This window comes from Marinobacter sp. LV10MA510-1 (genome assembly GCF_002563885.1).
GTDB lineage: Bacteria > Pseudomonadota > Gammaproteobacteria > Pseudomonadales > Oleiphilaceae > Marinobacter.
This window is the reverse complement of sequence record NZ_PDJA01000001.1, coordinates 186,501-203,995: the sequence shown is the minus strand read 5'-3', so window position 1 is coordinate 203,995 and position 17,495 is coordinate 186,501. Positions and strand designations below refer to the sequence as shown.

The following is a 17,495-nucleotide window of genomic DNA, read 5'->3' as shown; positions in this document are numbered from 1 at the left end:
TAAAACCGGACCCTGCCGGATTATTCAATCAACTATCTAATCGATCGGTCAATCGGCTATTCAATAAGAGTACCGACTTTTTCGCCCGTCACGATGCGGGTCAGAACCCCGGGGCTATTCATATCAAATACCCGCAGCGGCATGCCGTGGTCGCGGGCCAGGCAGATGGCCGTCAGGTCCATCACGCCCAGTTTTTTATCCAGTACTTCATCATAGGTCAGGGAATCGTATTTTACCGCTGTGCTGTCCAGGTAGGGATCGGCTGAATACACGCCGTCTACCTTGGTGCCCTTAAGTACCGCGTCGGCTTCAATTTCGATACCGCGCAGACAGGCCGCAGAATCGGTGGTAAAAAAGGGGTTACCGGTACCCGCACAGAAAATAACCACGTCGCCGTCTTTCAGATCGCGCACGGCGCTGCGGCGATCGTAATGTTCCACAATACCACTCATGGGAATGGCAGACATCACACGGGTGCGGATGTTGGAACGCTCCAGAGCGTCACGCATGGCCAGGCCGTTCATTACGGTGGCCAGCATGCCCATATGGTCGCCGCTAACGCGGTCCATGCCGGCCGCGCTCAGGGCTTCGCCGCGGAACAGGTTACCGCCACCAATCACCAGGCCAACCTGCACACCAATACCGATCAGCGCACCAATTTCCAGCGCCATGCGGTCCAGAACTTTGGGGTCAATACCAAAACCAAGATCACCCATCAGGGCCTCACCGCTGAGCTTTAGCAGGATACGCTTGTATCTGGGCTGAGTTTTGGACGTTGTCGACATGCGGATCCCCTTCTGGTCTATTGGCTGCGGCGCAAAGCGGCGGCGCGATGCGGCAGGCTTGTATTTGACATAACCCTCGGCAAAAAAGGGGCATCTCAGATACAAGCCCGCCACGAGAGCCGGAAAACCGGCTAACGTGGCAGACTTGAACGAAGCCGCCGATCAATCAGGCAGCTTCAGAAGCTGAAATCAGCCTTTGTTGATACCGGATGCAGCAGCAACCTCGGCAGCAAAGTCGACTTCTTCCCGCTCGATGCCTTCGCCTACTTCAACGCGAAGGAAACCAATCAGCTCGCCACCGGCCGCTGCAACCAGCTGGCCCACGGTTTGCTCCGGGTTTTTAACGAACGGCTGTTCGATCAGGCTGTTTTCAGCCAAGTATTTCTTGATGCGACCGCCCATCATTTTTTCAACGATTTCAGCCGGCTTGCCTGCCATATCCGGCTGCGCCTTGATGATCGCCTTTTCTTGCTCCAGCTCTTCAGCCGGCATATCTTCAGGCTTGGCGATGCGCGGGTTTACCGCAGCAACGTGCATGGCGATATCACGGGCCAGCTCTGCGTCACCTGCGGTCAAAGCAACCACGGCAGCAATCTTGTTGGTGCTGTGAACGTAGCCGCCCACAACCGCGCCTTCAATGCGCACAATACGACGTACGCTGATGTTCTCGCCGATTTTCTGGACCAGCGCTTCACGCTTGGCTTCCAGATCGCCCGCCATCAACAGAGCAACGTCGGTTTCGTTCTTGGCGAACGCAACGTCTAGCACCTCGTTGGCAAAGTTGATGAAGTTATCATCACGAGCAACAAAATCGGTTTCGGAGTTCACTTCCAGAATCAGGCCCACGGTGTGGTCGTCTGAAATCTTGATCAGTGAAACGCCTTCAGCGGCGGTACGGCCGGCTTTTTTAGCAGCCTTCAGGCCAGATGATTTGCGCAGCTCTTCAATCGCGGCGTCTACACTGCCTTCCGATTCAACCAAAGCTTTTTTGCATTCCATCATGCCAAGGCCGGTGCGCTCACGCAGCTCTTTGACCATTGCAGCGGTAATAGCAGCCATGTTGGGTCCTCTTAATATTTCCGAATTCGGTAGGAAAACCTGCCCGGAACCTGTCCGGGCACGCTTTGAATCTCAGAGCAAATCTAGCGTTGCTCTCAAGCTTCTCTCTAAAGCCTTATTCTGCAGCAGGCGCTGCGCTTGGAGCTTCTTCGCTAACTTCAACAAACTCGTCTGCGCCAGCGTTGGCCGATTCCAGGCAGGTGTCAGCAACCGCTTTCACGTAAATCTGGATAGCACGGATAGCGTCATCGTTACCCGGAATGACGTAGTCAACGCCGTCAGGGTTACTGTTGGTGTCAACCACACCAATAACAGGAATGCCCAACTTGTTGGCTTCTTTAATAGCAATACGCTCGTGGTCAACGTCTATCACGAACAAGGCATCGGGCAGGCCGCCCATATCCTTGATACCGCCAATGGAACGCTCAAGCTTGTCCATTTCGCGGCTGCGCTCAAGTGCTTCTTTCTTGGTCAGCTTGTCGAAAGTACCGTCTTTGCTATGGCCTTGCAGTTCACGGTAGCGGTGAATCGACTGACGAATGGTTTTGTAGTTGGTCAGCATGCCGCCCAACCAGCGGTGGTTCACAAAAGGCTGACCTGAACGCTCTGCTTCTTCTTTAATGATTTTCGCAGCGGCGCGCTTGGTACCTACGAACAGAATCTTGTTCTTGTTCTCGGTTAGCTGCGCAACGAATTTAAGAGCATCGTTCATAGCTGGAACGGTCTGTTCCAGGTTGATGATGTGAATCTTGTTACGGGCGCCGAAGATGTACTTCGACATTTTTGGGTTCCAGTAGCGAGTCTGGTGTCCAAAGTGAGCACCTGCTTTAAGCAGGTCACGCATATGTACTTGAGCCATTATAGTTACCTTGTAACTTCGGGTTAGACCTCCACGAATCCGATTGCACCAACCTATGTGCGATTTTCAACAACCGCAGGCACCCTGGAGCAACGTGTCGACCCGTGTGTGAATTTGCTGGATTTGTTTCCAGCGGTCGCGTTTATATCATATTTATGGTGCGTAATGCCATTAGTTTTGTACCGGAGCTGCTTGTCCTCTGAAGTTGTACCTTATGGCCATGGGCCTTAAAATAGACGCTCGATTCATTTCTTTTAATAGGAAAGCTGATGCAGGTCACCATCAAGACCCCGGAAGACATAGCAAAAATGCGCGTAGCCGGACGGCTGGCCGCGGAAGTTCTGGAGATGATCGACGAGCACGTCAAACCCGGCGTGACCACCGAACATCTGAACCGGCTCTGCCACGACTTCATTGTGAACGAGCAGCAGGCTATCCCTGCGCCGCTGAACTACAATGGCTTTCCAAAATCCATTTGCACCTCGGTAAACCACGTGGTTTGCCACGGCATTCCCACCGAGCAGAAAGTGCTGAAAGACGGCGACATCATCAATATTGATATCACCGTCATAAAAGATGGCTACCACGGCGACACCAGCAAGATGTGGGCGGTGGGCAAACCCAAGCCCGGTACCGAGCGGCTAATCCAGATTACCCAGGAATGCCTGTATAAAGGTATAGACCTGGTTAAGCCCGGGGCCCGCCTGGGCGATATCGGCCACGTAATCCAGCAGCACGCTGAAAAGCACCGGTTTTCGGTGGTGCGCGACTATTGTGGCCACGGCATTGGCCAGGTGTTTCATGAAGAGCCCCAGGTAATGCATTACGGCAAACCCGGCACTGGTCTGGAACTCAAGGAAGGAATGATTTTCACCATCGAGCCGATGATCAATCAGGGCAAGTACCACACCAAACTGCTGCCAGACGAATGGACTGCGGTTACCAAAGACCGCAAGCTGTCAGCGCAGTGGGAACACACCATTCTGGTGACTGCTGACGGTCATGAAGTGTTGACCAAACGCAAAGAAGAGTCGCTCTAAATGGCACCGGGCGAGCTGGAACACCGCATTAGCCATGACGCTTCACCGGTTTCCGCCGCCCGCACGCTGTTACAGGAGCGACAGCAGGCAGACGCAGCCGCTTTTGAACAGGGCGCAGATGTTCGAGCGCTGGTAAAAGCGCGCTCTGACACGGTCGATACGGTATTGCGCCATATCTGGAATCGCTATCCATTAGCGCAATCCAACAACGTGGCGCTGATTGCCGTAGGCGGTTACGGCCGCGGCGAGCTGCACCCCTATTCCGATATTGACCTGCTGATTCTGACCCGCACGGGTACCGACCCCCAATGGCGCGACGACCTTGGCGCGTTCATTACCCTGTTGTGGGACTTGAAGCTGGATATTGGCCACAGCGTGCGCAGCATTAACGAAAGCACAGATGCCGCTCGGGGCGACATCACCATTCTGACCAACCTGCTGGAAACCCGCACCATCGCCGGGCCAGACGATTTACGCAGGGAGCTGTCAGAGCTGGCGTTCTCGGATGAAATAAGCACCGACCGCGAGTATTTCATTGCCAAGCGTGCCGAACAGGAAGAGCGCCACACCAAGTACAGCAACACCGAATACAATCTGGAACCCAATATTAAAGGCGCCCCCGGCGCGTTGCGCGACATCCAGACCATTGGCTGGATTACCAAACGTCATTTCGGTTTGCACAGCACTGCTGACCTGACCCAGTTCAGCGTATTGACCGACGACGAGTACCAGGTCCTGCGCAAGGGTGAAACCCTGCTGTGGCAGTTGCGATACGGGCTGCAGCTGTTGGCTAAGCGCAATGAAAACCGTCTGCTCTTTGATCACCAGCGCGGCCTGGCCAGCATGCTGGGCTATCAGGATGAAGGTGGGCGCCTGGGCGTTGAAATGATGATGCAGTCCTACTATCGCGCAGTGCTGGCTCTGGCCGAGCTAACCGACGTGATTCTGCAACATTATGACGAGGCCATTCTGGGCAGCGGGCAGGAAGATATTATCCAGCCCATCAACAAGCGCTTCCAGACTCGCAATCACTACATTGAAGCCATCAACAACCAGGTATTCGCCTACGCGCCCTTCGCGATTATGGAACTGTTTGTGCTGATGGCGCAGAATCCGGCCATTCGCGGCATTCGCGCCACCACCATTCGTTCACTGCGGGCTCACCGCCACCTGATTGACGACGCCTTCCGCTCGGACCTGGCGGTGACCTCGCTGTTTATGGAGCTGCTGCGCACGCCAGACAAGCTCGACCAGACTCTGGTTACCATGAAGAAATACAGCGTTCTAGGCCACTATCTGCCGGAATTTGGCCGCATTATAGGGCAGATGCAGCACGACCTGTTCCATATTTACACAGTAGACGCGCATACCATGGGCGTTATCCGCAACATGGTGCGCCTGCACAACGCCGCCAGTAGTGAAGACTACCCTCTGGCCTCAAGGCTGATTCATCGCTTGCCAAAATTGGAGACCCTGTTTATTGCCGGGCTCTATCACGATGTGGCCAAAGGCCGCGGTGGCGATCATTCAGAGCTGGGCGCGATTGACGCCGAAGCCTTCTGCAAGCGCCACCACCTGAGCGATCGCGACACCCAGCTGGCGTCCTGGCTGGTGGAAAATCATCTGCTGATGTCCATGACGGCCCAGCGCAAAGACATTTCCGACCCGGACATCATCCACGAATTCGCCCGCGCCGTGCTGAGTCAGGCGCACCTGGATTACCTGTACATTCTGACCGTGTGCGACATCAGCGCCACCAATCCGAAACTTTGGAACACCTGGCGTGCATCGCTGTTAAGGCAGCTGTATGTCGAAACTGAAAGAGCCCTGCGCCGCGGCACCGACACCCGCATAGATCGCCAGGAGTGGGTAAACGCTACGCAATCCGAGGCCCGCGAGATTTTACGCGCCCAGCATTTCAGCGACGCCCAGATTGATAACCTATGGAACACGGTGGACGAAGATTATTTTCTTCAGGACTCCACCATCGACATCGCCTGGCAAACCGCGGCCATTATCCGCCACGGGGATGATGCCGACCCGCTGGTGCTTATTCGTGATACCCGCGGTGGCCCGACTGACGGTTATTCACAGATTATCATTTATATGAAAAACCGCACCGCTTCGTTTGCCGCCACAACGGCGGTGCTGGAGCAGTTAAATCTGAACATTGTGGATGCCCGTATTAGCTCTAGTGACGGGCCTCGGTCTATCAGCTCCTACGTGGTACTGGACGACCACGGCCAACCCTTGGGCATAGATCCGGATCGCAAAGAACGGGTAAGAAGGCGGCTGATTGAAGAACTGGACGACCCCGAGGACTACCCGGACATTATCCACAGGCGCACGCCAAGGCAGTTGAAGCACTTTGCTTTTCCTACCGAGGTACTGCTGTCTAACGACCGCTTTAACCTGCGCACCGTGGTGGAAGTGGTCACCCCCGACCGCCCCGGCCTGCTGGCTCGTATCGGTCAGATTCTTTTGGAACACCGGGTACGCCTGACAACCGCAAAAATTGCCACTTTAGGCGAACGGGTAGAAGACGTATTCTTTGTGACCGACGAAAACGGTGACGCGCTATTCGACCCCGCTGCCTGCCAGGCCTTGCAGGACGACTTGTGTAAAACTTTGGATAACATTCGATGAACCCCGATTTAGACCGACTTCACCCCTACCCGTTTGAAAAACTGGCACAGCTGAAAGCCGGCGTAACCGGGCCCGCACACCTGGCGCCCATCTCCCTCGGCATTGGTGAGCCCAAACACCCGGCCCCGGAGTTTGTAAAGCAGGTAGTAGCAGACAATCTGGCCCGGCTGGGCAACTACCCCACCACAAAAGGCACGGACGAGCTGCGCGAAGCCATCAGCCAGTGGGCCACAAAGCGCTTTACACTGGCACCGGGTTCGCTAACCGCAGCCCACAACATAGTGCCGGTGAACGGCACCCGTGAAGGCATTTTCTCGCTGGTGCAGGCGGTGGTCGACCGTAGTAAGGCTGCCACCGTGGTCAGCCCCAATCCGTTTTATCAGGTCTATGAAGGCGCGGCTTTCCTGGCCGATGCCACACCGGTTTACCTGGCCTGCGACGGCAGCAATAGCTTCATCCCGGATTTTAATGCGATTGACCCGCAGGTCTGGCAGCAGTGCCAGGTTTTGTTTTTATGCTCGCCGGGCAACCCCAGCGGGTCAGTGATTCCGCGCGCCACCCTGGCACGGGTGCTTGAATTGGCAGATGAGCACGACTTTATTGTAGCGTCCGATGAATGTTATACCGAGCTCTACCCGGATGAAGCCAACCCGCCTGAAGGCTTATTGCAAACCTGCGCAGCCATTGGCCGCAACGATTTTGCCCGCTGCGTGGTATTTCATAGCCTGTCTAAACGCAGCAATCTGCCAGGCCTGCGCTCTGGTTTTGTGGCCGGTGATGCGCACATTCTTGAAGGCTTTTTGAAATACCGTACCTACCACGGCTGCGCCATGCCCATCCACAACCAACTGGCCAGCATTGCCGCCTGGGGCGACGAAGAACACGTAAAAGAAAACCGTCGCGCTTACCGCGCCAAATTTGAAGCCGTAGTGCCACTTTTGCGCCAAGTGATGGACGTCGATTTTCCAGACGCCGGGTTCTATTTATGGCCACAAACTCCGGCGGGAATGAATGACGAACTTTTCGCCCGTGAGCTTTCGGCCCAACAGAATGTGCACGTGCTACCAGGGCGCTACCTGTCGCGCACAGTGGATGGCTATAATCCGGGTGAAAACCGCATACGTATGGCGCTCGTCGCGCCATTACAAGAATGCGTTGAAGCAGCGGAGCGCATCGTAGCGTTCGTAAGGGCAAATTCGTGATAAAACTGTACGGCATTCGCAACTGCGACACGGTGAAAAAAGCCCGAAAATGGCTAGGCGAGAACGGCATTGAATATCAATTTCATGATTTCAAAAAAGACGGATTGAGCAGCGAACTGCTCGCCACCTGGGAGCATTCGGCCGGCTGGGAGACCCTGCTAAACCGCCGCGGCACTACTTGGCGCAAACTGCCAGAAGACATTCGCGAGAATATTGATGCCGCTTCTGCCCGCCGCGTCATGTTGGACAACCCTTCCATCATCAAACGGCCCGTGGTGGAGTTTCAGGGCGCGGTGACGGTCGGTTTTAATGCCGATGACTGGGCAGCGCGCTTTAAGCAATGACATTGGCCTGACATCGCAAAACATAATTCACTGACAACACGATTCACTGATAACAAACAGGAACACGCGTCTAATGAGCTTTGCATTCGGTATTGGTATTGGCACACAGAACAATCAGGGCGAATGGCTGGAAGTTTTTTATCAACAGCCTTTGATGATCCCCGATAAAACGCTGCTAGACGTGGTTCGCAGCGCTCTGGACTTTCAAGGCGGCAATCAGGCCATCAGCGCCAACGCCGAGCAACTTAGCCAGCTGGCAAGCGGCCTGCGTCAAATCGGCCAGACCGATCAGGCCGCGCTAGCCGAAAAAGCCGCCCGCAGCGAACGCCCGGTTGTCGTCACCTTACTGGAAACCGACGATGCCGCCAGCAGCACGCCCGAGGTTTACCTTAAGCTGCAGCTGATATCCCACCGCCTGACAAAGCCCCACAGCCTGAAACTAGACGGCATATTTGGCCTGCTGCCAAATCTGGCCTGGACCAACGAAGGCGCCATTGACCTGGCCGAGCTTCCTGAGCGCCAGCTGCAAGCGCGCCTTGAAGGCCGCACTCTGGAAGTGAAATCGGTAGACAAATTCCCGCAGATGACCGACTACGTGGTGCCTCAGGGCGTGCGCATTGCCGATACTGCACGGGTTCGCCTGGGCGCCTATGTAGGCGAAGGCACCACAGTGATGCACGAAGGCTTTATCAACTTCAACGCCGGCACTGAAGGCACCAGCATGATCGAGGGCCGTATTTCAGCCGGCGTGATGGTTGGCAAAGGCTCTGACCTGGGCGGCGGCTGTTCCACCATGGGAACCTTGTCTGGCGGCGGCAACATCATTATTTCAGTGGGTGAAAACTGCCTGATTGGCGCCAACGCCGGTATTGGTATTCCCCTGGGCGACCGCTGCACCATAGAAGCCGGCCTGTACCTGACGTCCGGCACCAAAGTGGCACTGCTAGACGACGCAGGCAAACTGGTGGAAGTCATCAAAGCCCGCGATCTGGCCAACAAGTCAGACCTGCTGTTCCGTCGTAACAGTGAAAACGGTGCAGTGGAATGCAAAACTAACAAGTCGGCCATCGAGCTGAACCACGAACTGCACGCCAACAACTGATCGGGGCTTTTATGACTGCTTTACCAAATAAGGCCCTGTCACCGACCATCGAGCTGGCGATGAATCTAATTCGCCGGCGGTCGGTGACGCCCGACGACGCCGGCTGCCAGCCACTGATGATGTCGCGCCTTGCGCCTCTGGGCTTTGCTGAAGAAAACCTGCGCTTTGGCACCACAGACAATCTGTGGGCTCGAAAGGGTTTGGAAGGGCCGGTTCTGGCCTTCGCCGGGCACACCGACGTCGTACCCACGGGCCCGGAGAAAAACTGGGCAACCCCCCCGTTTGAGGCGGTTATAAAAGACGGCATGCTGCACGGCCGCGGCGCCGCTGATATGAAAGGCAGCCTTGCGGCTTTTGTTACCGCCTGCGAGCGCTTTGTGGGCAAGCACCCGAACCACCGCGGTTCCATTGCGTTGCTGATTACCAGCGACGAAGAAGGCCCCGCCGGCGATGGCACAGTAAAAGTGATTAAAACGCTGGAAGCCCGCAACGAGAAGATCGACTGGTGCCTGATCGGCGAGCCGTCCAGCACGGTTGAGGTGGGTGATGTGATCAAAAATGGCCGCCGCGGCTCACTGCACGGCTACCTGACGGTTCACGGCGTGCAAGGCCACGTGGCTTATCCGCACCTGGCCGAAAACCCGATACATAAAGTAGCACCGGCGCTGCACGATCTGGCGCAGGAATTCTGGGACAACGGCAACGATCATTTCCCGCCTACCACCTTCCAGATTACCAAGGTGGAGGCCGGCACCGGCAGTAATATCATTCCCGGCGAATGCCTGGTGCACTTCAATTTTCGCTACTGCACCGAAAACACCGCCGAAAGTCTGGCCGAGCGGGTAGTGGCGGTATTGCGGCGACACTCGCTGAATTACGACCTGCAGTGGCATTTGAGTGGCCGACCGTTCCTGACCGACAGAGGCGCGCTGGTGTCGGCGTCAAAAACGGCCATTGAAAGGGTCTGCGGCCGTGAAACCGAACTGTCTACATCTGGGGGCACGTCCGACGGTCGCTTTATCGCGCCTACGGGTGCTCAGGTAGTGGAACTGGGGCCCATAAACGCTACCATTCATAAAGTGAATGAATGCGTCAGCGCAGACGACCTGGACACCTTATCGCAGATTTACGAAGAAATTCTGGTGGAGCTTTTGGCCTGAAACGTACCTTGCCTGGCTCATACACGGGCCATGTAAAGCGTTAGCGCTCTGCTGCCTCAATAATGGGGCGGTGGGGTTTCTTCCTCTTCACTGCGAAGGTTAGAACCAGACACTTCTTTCAACTGCCTATGCAGTAACTGCTTGGCTTCCCACAGCTGACGCAGCTCCAGCTCCTGAGTCGCCATCTGCTCGCTCAGCGTGTTTATTACGTCGTCCTGAAACGCAATCCGCATTTCCAGCTCGTCAAGCCGGTGTTCAAGTGGTTTATCCGTCATGGTTTTAGTGAGTTCCTGCCGTTATCTGTTAAGATGCCGCCTTCATGCAGCCGGAAGTGTCATTTTACCCCATATCCGGTTATTTATCGTTAGCGTTATCATTCAGGAGATTTTCAATTCACATGCGTAATCCAGCCAAAGCGATCGTTGCTGCTTTATTGATCGCGATTCCCGCTCCCTTTGTTCTCGGTTTTTTGCTGGCTTCCTTTACCCCGGAGCTGTTCCAGATTCTTTCCCAGTCTGAAACCAGTTCCGTGGCCAACAGCACCCCCTTCGTTCTGGGCAGCGCCCAGGGTATCGCCGCTTACGTGATTGCCGTGGTGATATTTGCCATTGCCGGTTTTATCACCGTTGCGGTCAGCGCCAAACAACCGAAAGCTGCGCCCGCTAAAGCCGCCCAGCCTCGCGCACCTGCTGCGCCTCGTCGTGCCCCTGTACCGGCTCAAAAAAACGGTAACATGCACCACGACGACGATGACGACTTCGACGACAGCACTCCAGAGGGCGACGAAGAAGGCACCGTTAAATGGTTCAACGTGAAAAAAGGCTTTGGCTTTATTGTTCGCGACAGCGGTGATGAAATCTTTGTTCACTTCCGCGCTATTCGTGGCAGTGGTCGCCGCGTTTTGCGCCAAGGTCAACTTGTGCGCTTCAGCGTGATTGACGCCGACAAGGGCCTGCAGGCCGATAACGTGTCAATTCTCAGCGACTAACCCACACCAGGTTTTCATTCGCTGTTAGAAAAAAAGGGATGGAGCCACAAGCTCCATCCCTTTTTTAGTTTGATAATGTTATTAATTCCGCTCTTCTATTAATTCCGCTCTCAGTTAATTCCATATGGCCTGATGCTCACCACGCTCATCAATTCGCCACCATCTTTCTTCAGTGGCGTCGTCTCCTTCGGCCCAATTGCCCGGGCTGCAACGTAGCTCGCCACCGATGGCGCGCCAGGCACTTCGAGCGCAATCCAGATCGCTGTTCCAGGGCAGCAGTGGTCCCTCCATCACCAGACACGTGAAACGTTTGCCAAAAGCACCCGGATAAAGCGACAACGACAACGGGTTGCCATTGTAACTGGCGTGACCTTTCACAAAGCCGGTTATGACTTCGTCATCCAGCGACACCTGGCCTAATTGATCAGACAACCAGCGCGATACCGCCCCAGCTTCAAGGTCGCGTATATAAATTTCCAAATCCTGCACCCAAACAATCTCCCAACAATTTTAGAAGTGATGACAAGGGTTCAACACCTGCATCGTTGCGTCTAATGATGAACAGTGTGAACGCCCGCTGAATTCGCTGCAAGCCAACATTTCAGCTCGGCCTGCAAATCAGCAACGCCCAGCTTTCGCAAGCTTCCGCGCGCATCACGCTGGTGCCACTCGCCTGCTGCGACCTGTTGTTGCCAAACCAGCTTTTCCAACGCCAGATCCGGCTCGCCAATACTGCTCTGCCGCGCATGGGCCACCAGGCGCTGACACTCCAGAGTCTGGATTTGCGCCGCCAGAGCCGAAGCCTCGCTGCTGCCACGCAAGGCAAACAGATTCAAGCGTGCAGCCGCACGCTCCAACCACATCAGTAGCTTGCCCGGGCAGCACTCAAAGCGGTGACGCTGTGCGACAGCGAAATCAATCGCCGCCGGCTCCAGCTCTATATTCCACTGGCGCTCTATCGCCGGCTGATGGGCCACCACAATAGCGTGGAGCTGGCCGGCGCCACAGGGCGGCAGCATCACGCTGGTCAGCGAGCGACCCAGGCACAGCTGTAGTTGATCAACATGCTGCACCGTGGCTTTCATGCGCTCATCAGCCAGCAGCAGCATAGGCCCGCCCCAGGCAGCCAGCACATCGCCCACCGCACTGCCAGGCCGGCCCACCAGCCGCAAAAGATCCTGCGGCGCTAGGCCATCCATCACCAACAGAGGCCACCCTCCAGAGTGTTGAAGTGAGCGCAGCCTGTGCCGGGCGCCTTCGGCAACCGTCAGCACGTCTGACTCGCAGCGCAAATTCAGTCGCTTGTAATCGATACCCAGCAATGGCAATACACTTTCCAGCCAGCGGGTTTTACCACCGCCCCGAGGGCCTTTCACCCACAACAATGTTGCAGGGTTTGTGCTGACTTCTACCGCTACGGTATGCGCAAGCTCAATCCAGTCCACCTGCGCCATCATCGTGGGCACACCGCCGGCGTTAGACGCTGCCTTCATCGTCAGCTCGTCAACGCCGGCTGGCCAGGCTGACACCCGTTCCAACACCGCAACGTACGCTTTTTCCTGCAAGCGTTCTGTTTTGTGGGTAAGGGTTTGCAGCAGCACCGGCCAGTCTAACCAGGGCGCGTCGTTCAACTCGCGCGCTCTGGCAAACCAGTGCACCAACTGGCTAGACAGCAAACCTTCCACAGACACCCCGGTAACAATCGGCTGTTCGCACTGCACCGTGCGCGTCAACTCGTCGAGGTCGATGCTGCAGGTTGTCAAAAAATGGCTGAGGGTGTGGCAACTGTCGAGCAGAGCCAGCAAAAAATCTTCAACGGTAATCGCCGCTCCGCCGCGCTGTAATACCAGCACACGAGCATTTGCCAGCGCATTCTGGCACTGCGGTGCCAGGCATCCTTGCCAATCGTCCATTCTTACTCTCCTTGTATGCCAAGCGCAGGAGTCCATTCCCGCGCTGATTATTGTGCCCCTTACCAGCTGCCGCTGTTTTCCATACTGGCCCAAGGCTCACGAGGTGCAAGCGCCTCACCCTTCTGCAGCAGCTCAATAGAAATACCGTCGGGCGAGCGCACGAACGCCATATAGCCGTCACGGGGCGGGCGATTAATGGTGACGCCACCTGCTTGCAGGTGCTCGCACAACTGATAAATGTCGTCGACCCGATAGGCCAGATGACCGAAGTTTCGGCCGCCGCTGTACTCTTCCGGGTCCCAATTATAGGTCAGCTCCAACGACGGTGCGCGATCGGCTTTCACTCGATCTTCGTCGTCTCGCGCGGCAAGAAATACCAGGGTGAAACGGCCTTTTTCGCTGTCTTTTCGACTGACCTCTTTCATTCCCAGCAAGTCACAGAAAAAATGCAGGGTGTCATCCAGATTGCTCACCCGGATCATCGTGTGAAGGTATTGCATACTTTCTCCCGTTCTTTTCTATTGCTTAATGCAGCAAGTCTTCTCGGTTCGGCGGCCGCCCCGCAGAACACTCGCACCTTTATTAATAAACAGTTTACGGTATTCTGGGCGAATGGATGCAAACCTCGTCTCTCATTTAATCAACACTTACCGAACGCCGGCAATCAGGCATCTCGCATGGCTATGCCAAACCCCACAACTGATGAGTTCACCAATCACCTTTGCACCGGCACAGTATCTGCCCTCGGACTATACCGATATTCTTAAAGCCTGGGATCAGGAAACAGAAACTGCACCACCCATGCTGCTTGAACCACCACAGCGCAGATTAGGCTTCTATTTCGAGCGGCTGTATCAGGTTTTGCTGGAAGACTTGCTCGGCTGGCCCGTCCTGCTAAAAAACCAGCAGATCCAGTCACGCGGGCGCACCATTGGCGAACTGGATTTCGTGGTGCACAACCACGCAGACGACCGCATTGAGCACCACGAGATCGCTATCAAGTTTTATCTCGGCGTTTCAGAACTCACCGGCTCAACGCTCTGGTACGGCCCCAATGCTCATGACCGGCTGGACATAAAAACAACCAGCCTGCTGGAACAACAGAGCCGCCGCACACAGCTACCGGAAACTCTTGCCCTGCTCACAGAATCTCATATAACAGGCCCACTGACTCCGCGAATATTTATGCCGGGGTATCTTTTCTACCCAGACGACCAGCCCGTGGTAACGCCGGATTATGTTCCAGCCGACCATTTGCGCGGGCGCTGGATGTACGCCCATGACGCAAGAGCCCTGAACACATCACATTGGGTTGTACTCAACAAACCTCACTGGATTGGCAACTGGTTTCAAAGCGAACAGCCGGATATCGAACATGTTCTGGAAGCGCTGGAACGTGTGGAAAGCAAAGTGATTCCGCAGCTGTTCGCCATAATGCGGCCAGATCACCAAACGGGAAACTGGCTGGAAGCAGACCGGGTGTTTGTTGTGCCGGAAACCTGGCCGTGAATGGCGGCATTCTCTCGCAAGAACTCGATATTCACGGCTTCAAAAGATAACCTCTGACAGTAACGCCTTATATATCGGCTTCAATGTGCAGAGGCTGAAGCGCTGCACATCTGGCACTGTTAATCGCTCACCACGTAATCGCTCACCACGGCCATCCATAGCCTGCTTTTCAATCAACGCCGCTGCATGAGCCGCCTCGGCCGGAATGTCGTCGCCACAGTCCGGATACGAGTATTCCGCTGCAAACAACTCCGGATAAGCTTCCCTTGCCGGCACAATGGGCACACAACCAGCCGCCACAGCCTCAAGCACCGCCAACCCCTGAAACTCATGTAACGCAGTTGAAAGAATCACGTCTGCACTCCCCAGCCACTCGTAATAACCGATGCGACTCGAGGCATATCCAAACTGCACAAGCCGATGGGCAAACTGTTGTTGGATAGTCGTCATGGCTTCGGGGACTTTGCGGAAACTTTCACCAAGGACACACACCTGAAAATTCACCGCTCTGCGCTCAAGTTCCTGCAGAATCGCAAGCAGTCGGTCAGGGCCCTTGTCGTATTCCCAGCGCGCCGCCCACACAATCCTTAGAGGTGATTCACCAGGCCCGAGCTCAAGGCCATTGCGCCATAAACGCTCGCCCGCCTCAGGGTTCTGGCGCTCCGCTTCGTTGAGGAACACATGGTCATCGATGGGGACCGGCAGAACCCGGGATTTCACGGCAATGAGTTCGAGGGTTCCATTCGGGACACCATCGGGCAATCGCCGGAAGAGTTGTTGAATACCCTCAAGAAAGCTTCGCCGATTCCAGTCGCTGTTGAACAGAATAGCCTCGGCCGCAATAGCGCTGTATAGGTTCACCATTTGGGGGTCAATGCTGTTGTGCTGCCCATCGGATGCCGGATAGGCAAACTGGTTTTCATGCATGTACAGAAGCGCCGGCGTATGGGCCAGGTTCGGATGAAAACCCCGGACGGACGCCAGGTCGACCATGGAAGTTACTAGCAGCAGGTCCCAACGCTCCTTCAACAGCGGTTCGTTCAGCCAGGTCAGCGCGTTACCTCGAATCCGCCAGCGGAAAAATCTCGGCGACAGGGCAAGCACATGCCATTCAAATTCCGGCTGGCTGAGCACCAACTGCTCTCTCCAGCGACGATGGCTGCCTGCGTCATAGGCCGAGAGCAGGAGTATTCTGGGTTTTCGAAGGGCAGGCGTTTTGGGCATGAAGGCATTTTGCCCTACTCGCGATTAGACAACCAGACACTCTGATACGGCTTCCGTGCGAGACAGCCCTTCCCGCTCAGTCAGGGCATCAATAGTTGGTTTAAAAGCACGGGAAGCCACGTTAAGATTCCTGTTGCTGATACGATGATGAACACACAATTTTATTTTTTCAGAATTCATGCCAGACGGGAGTATCAGTTTTATGAGTAGCAACGGTTTTCGCATAGAGCATCGCTACCTGGAACTCCCGGAGAGCTTCTTCACCCGCGTGCAACCCAGCCCGCTTAAAGACGCAAAAATGGTGTGTTTTAATCACGACCTGGCGCGGGAACTGGGTTTTCACAGTAACAACCCTGCCCAGTGGGAAAAGGTCGGTGGTGGCTCAGAGCTGCTGGACGGCATGGAACCGGTCGCCATGAAGTACACCGGCCACCAGTTCGGCATGTACAACCCGGATCTGGGCGACGGCCGCGGGCTGTTGCTATGGGAAACCATCGCGCCAAACGGTCAGCGCTGGGACTGGCACCTGAAAGGCGCGGGCATAACGCCCTACTCCCGCTTTGGCGACGGCCGCGCGGTGCTGCGCTCTACCATTCGTGAATACCTTTGCAGCGAAGCCATGCACGGGCTGGGCATTCCCACCACCCGCGCCCTGTTTATGGTAAAAGCCAAAGACCCGATACGCCGCGAATCCATTGAAACCGCCGCTGCGCTTATGCGGGTAGCCCACAGCCACATCCGGTTTGGCCACTTCGAATTTGCCGCTCATCACCAGGGGCCCGACACCGTAAAAACCCTGCTGGAGCACGTAATATCGCTGCATTTCCCGGAGCTGATCACACTGCCGGAACCCGAGCGCCATCAGCGCTGGCTCGAAACTGTGGTGGGCCGCACCGCGCGGCTGATCGCCGACTGGCAAACCGTGGGCTTCTGCCACGGTGTTATGAACAGCGATAACATGTCGATTATTGGCGATACCTTCGATTACGGCCCCTACGCCTTTATGGACAATTTTGACGCAGGCTACATCTGCAATCACACCGACGAGCGCGGCCGCTACGCCTACAACCGCCAGCCACAGATAGGCTTCGAAAACTGCCATTACCTGGCGCGGGCGTTGTTGCCGGTGATGGGTGAAGACGCCGTACACGACGGTTTGAAACACTATGAAAGCGCCTACAACATTCGTTTTTTGCAGAACATGCGGGACAAACTCGGGCTGCAGCAGGAAGATGACAGCGACATGAAGCTGATTATGGACACCTTCAGCATGTTGCACGAACAGAAGGTCGACTTCACCCGCTTCTTCCGCGGCCTGTCGACGCTGTATGGCCGCGGCCACGGGCCGGTGCGCGACCTGTTTACCGACCGCGCCATTGCAGATGCCTGGCTTGGCCGTTACGAACAGAGGCTGGAGCAGGAAACTCAGGCTCACGATGCCCGGGAATACGCCATGGGCCGGGTAAACCCGAAGTACATTTTGCGTAATTATTTGGCACAGCAGGTGATTCTGGAAGCGCAAAACGGGGATTATCAGCCGCTGGAGGAGCTGCTGGCGGTATTAAAGAAGCCGTTTGATGAACAAACCCAGTACGAAGAACGCTACGCTGCCCTGCCCCCGGATTGGGGCAAGGGCATGAGCATCAGCTGTTCGAGCTGAGCGT

Annotated in this window: 17 protein-coding genes; 9 read left to right on the top strand and 8 right to left on the bottom strand. The window is 55.7% G+C overall.

All coding sequences use genetic code 11. From position 1 onward, the window contains the following. Window positions 1-56: 56 nt before the first annotated feature. The 3 genes from pyrH to rpsB all read right to left on the bottom strand — a co-directional run bounded on the left by pyrH (window position 57) and on the right by rpsB (window position 2,703). Window positions 57-785: a UMP kinase gene (gene pyrH, locus ATI45_RS00955; RefSeq protein WP_098417886.1), complete on the bottom strand. Its 729-nt coding sequence runs from the start codon at window positions 783-785 to the stop codon at window positions 57-59. A 189-nt stretch (window positions 786-974) separates the two neighbouring features. After that, complete coding sequence (gene tsf, locus ATI45_RS00950; RefSeq protein WP_098417885.1) at window positions 975-1,844, bottom strand: translation elongation factor Ts; 870 nt, start codon at window positions 1,842-1,844, stop codon at window positions 975-977. A 115-nt stretch (window positions 1,845-1,959) separates the two neighbouring features. Further along, window positions 1,960-2,703 (bottom strand): 30S ribosomal protein S2, encoded by a 744-nt coding sequence (rpsB, locus tag ATI45_RS00945; RefSeq protein ID WP_098417884.1) that lies wholly within the window; start codon window positions 2,701-2,703, stop codon window positions 1,960-1,962. A gap of 269 nt (window positions 2,704-2,972) precedes the next feature. Between rpsB and map the strand changes: the two genes are divergently transcribed. The 6 genes from map to dapE all read left to right on the top strand — a co-directional run bounded on the left by map (window position 2,973) and on the right by dapE (window position 10,197). Continuing rightward, window positions 2,973-3,743, top strand: coding sequence for a type I methionyl aminopeptidase (gene map / locus ATI45_RS00940; RefSeq protein ID WP_098417883.1), 771 nt, complete (start codon window positions 2,973-2,975; stop codon window positions 3,741-3,743). Beyond that, window positions 3,744-6,389, top strand: coding sequence for a [protein-PII] uridylyltransferase (locus ATI45_RS00935; RefSeq protein WP_098417882.1), 2,646 nt, complete (start codon window positions 3,744-3,746; stop codon window positions 6,387-6,389). It abuts the gene before it with no gap. Further along, window positions 6,386-7,591 carry a succinyldiaminopimelate transaminase gene (dapC, locus tag ATI45_RS00930; RefSeq protein ID WP_098417881.1) on the top strand — a complete coding sequence of 402 codons (1,206 nt, stop codon included), beginning with the start codon at window positions 6,386-6,388 and terminating at the stop codon, window positions 7,589-7,591. The genes ATI45_RS00935 and dapC overlap by 4 nt, the downstream gene beginning before the upstream one ends. Further along, on the top strand, window positions 7,591-7,935 hold the full coding sequence (locus ATI45_RS00925) for an ArsC family reductase (RefSeq protein ID WP_098421603.1): 345 nt from the start codon (window positions 7,591-7,593) through the stop codon (window positions 7,933-7,935). Before dapC ends, ATI45_RS00925 begins: the two co-directional genes overlap by 1 nt. A 73-nt stretch (window positions 7,936-8,008) precedes the next feature. Continuing rightward, window positions 8,009-9,037 (top strand): 2,3,4,5-tetrahydropyridine-2,6-dicarboxylate N-succinyltransferase, encoded by a 1,029-nt coding sequence (dapD, locus tag ATI45_RS00920; RefSeq protein ID WP_098417880.1) that lies wholly within the window; start codon window positions 8,009-8,011, stop codon window positions 9,035-9,037. Between the two features lie 11 nt (window positions 9,038-9,048). Then, window positions 9,049-10,197, top strand: a complete 1,149-nt coding sequence (dapE, locus tag ATI45_RS00915; RefSeq protein WP_098417879.1) for a succinyl-diaminopimelate desuccinylase — start codon at window positions 9,049-9,051, stop codon at window positions 10,195-10,197. Between the two features lie 56 nt (window positions 10,198-10,253). On the opposite strand, the gene ATI45_RS00910 is transcribed toward dapE, so the two are convergent. Continuing rightward, on the bottom strand, window positions 10,254-10,472 hold the full coding sequence (locus ATI45_RS00910) for a SlyX family protein (protein ID WP_098417878.1): 219 nt from the start codon (window positions 10,470-10,472) through the stop codon (window positions 10,254-10,256). A 122-nt stretch (window positions 10,473-10,594) separates the two neighbouring features. On the opposite strand from ATI45_RS00910, the gene ATI45_RS23110 reads away from it, so the two are divergent. Then, entirely contained in the window at window positions 10,595-11,185 is a 591-nt protein-coding gene (locus tag ATI45_RS23110) for a cold-shock protein (RefSeq protein WP_098417877.1), read from the top strand. A 114-nt stretch (window positions 11,186-11,299) separates the two neighbouring features. On the opposite strand, the gene ATI45_RS00900 is transcribed toward ATI45_RS23110, so the two are convergent. The 3 genes from ATI45_RS00900 to ATI45_RS00890 form a co-directional block, all read right to left on the bottom strand. Further along, window positions 11,300-11,674 carry a hypothetical protein gene (locus ATI45_RS00900; protein ID WP_098417876.1) on the bottom strand — a complete coding sequence of 125 codons (375 nt, stop codon included), beginning with the start codon at window positions 11,672-11,674 and terminating at the stop codon, window positions 11,300-11,302. A 62-nt stretch (window positions 11,675-11,736) separates the two neighbouring features. Beyond that, a complete protein-coding gene (locus ATI45_RS00895; RefSeq protein WP_098417875.1) occupies window positions 11,737-13,098 on the bottom strand; it encodes a hypothetical protein in 1,362 nt (453 codons plus the stop codon). A 59-nt stretch (window positions 13,099-13,157) separates the two neighbouring features. Next, window positions 13,158-13,598: a VOC family protein gene (locus ATI45_RS00890; RefSeq protein WP_098417874.1), complete on the bottom strand. Its 441-nt coding sequence runs from the start codon at window positions 13,596-13,598 to the stop codon at window positions 13,158-13,160. Between the two features lie 112 nt (window positions 13,599-13,710). Here ATI45_RS00890 and ATI45_RS00885 point away from each other — a divergent pair, with 112 nt between their 5' ends. After that, on the top strand, window positions 13,711-14,607 hold the full coding sequence (locus tag ATI45_RS00885; RefSeq protein ID WP_098417873.1) for a DUF1853 family protein: 897 nt from the start codon (window positions 13,711-13,713) through the stop codon (window positions 14,605-14,607). 39 nt (window positions 14,608-14,646) lie between these two features. On the opposite strand, the gene ATI45_RS00880 is transcribed toward ATI45_RS00885, so the two are convergent. Beyond that, on the bottom strand, window positions 14,647-15,831 hold the full coding sequence (locus tag ATI45_RS00880; RefSeq protein ID WP_098417872.1) for a tRNA-queuosine alpha-mannosyltransferase domain-containing protein: 1,185 nt from the start codon (window positions 15,829-15,831) through the stop codon (window positions 14,647-14,649). Between the two features lie 202 nt (window positions 15,832-16,033). On the opposite strand from ATI45_RS00880, the gene ATI45_RS00875 reads away from it, so the two are divergent. Continuing rightward, complete coding sequence (locus ATI45_RS00875) at window positions 16,034-17,491, top strand: protein adenylyltransferase SelO (RefSeq protein ID WP_098417871.1); 1,458 nt, start codon at window positions 16,034-16,036, stop codon at window positions 17,489-17,491. Window positions 17,492-17,495 lie beyond the last annotated feature (4 nt).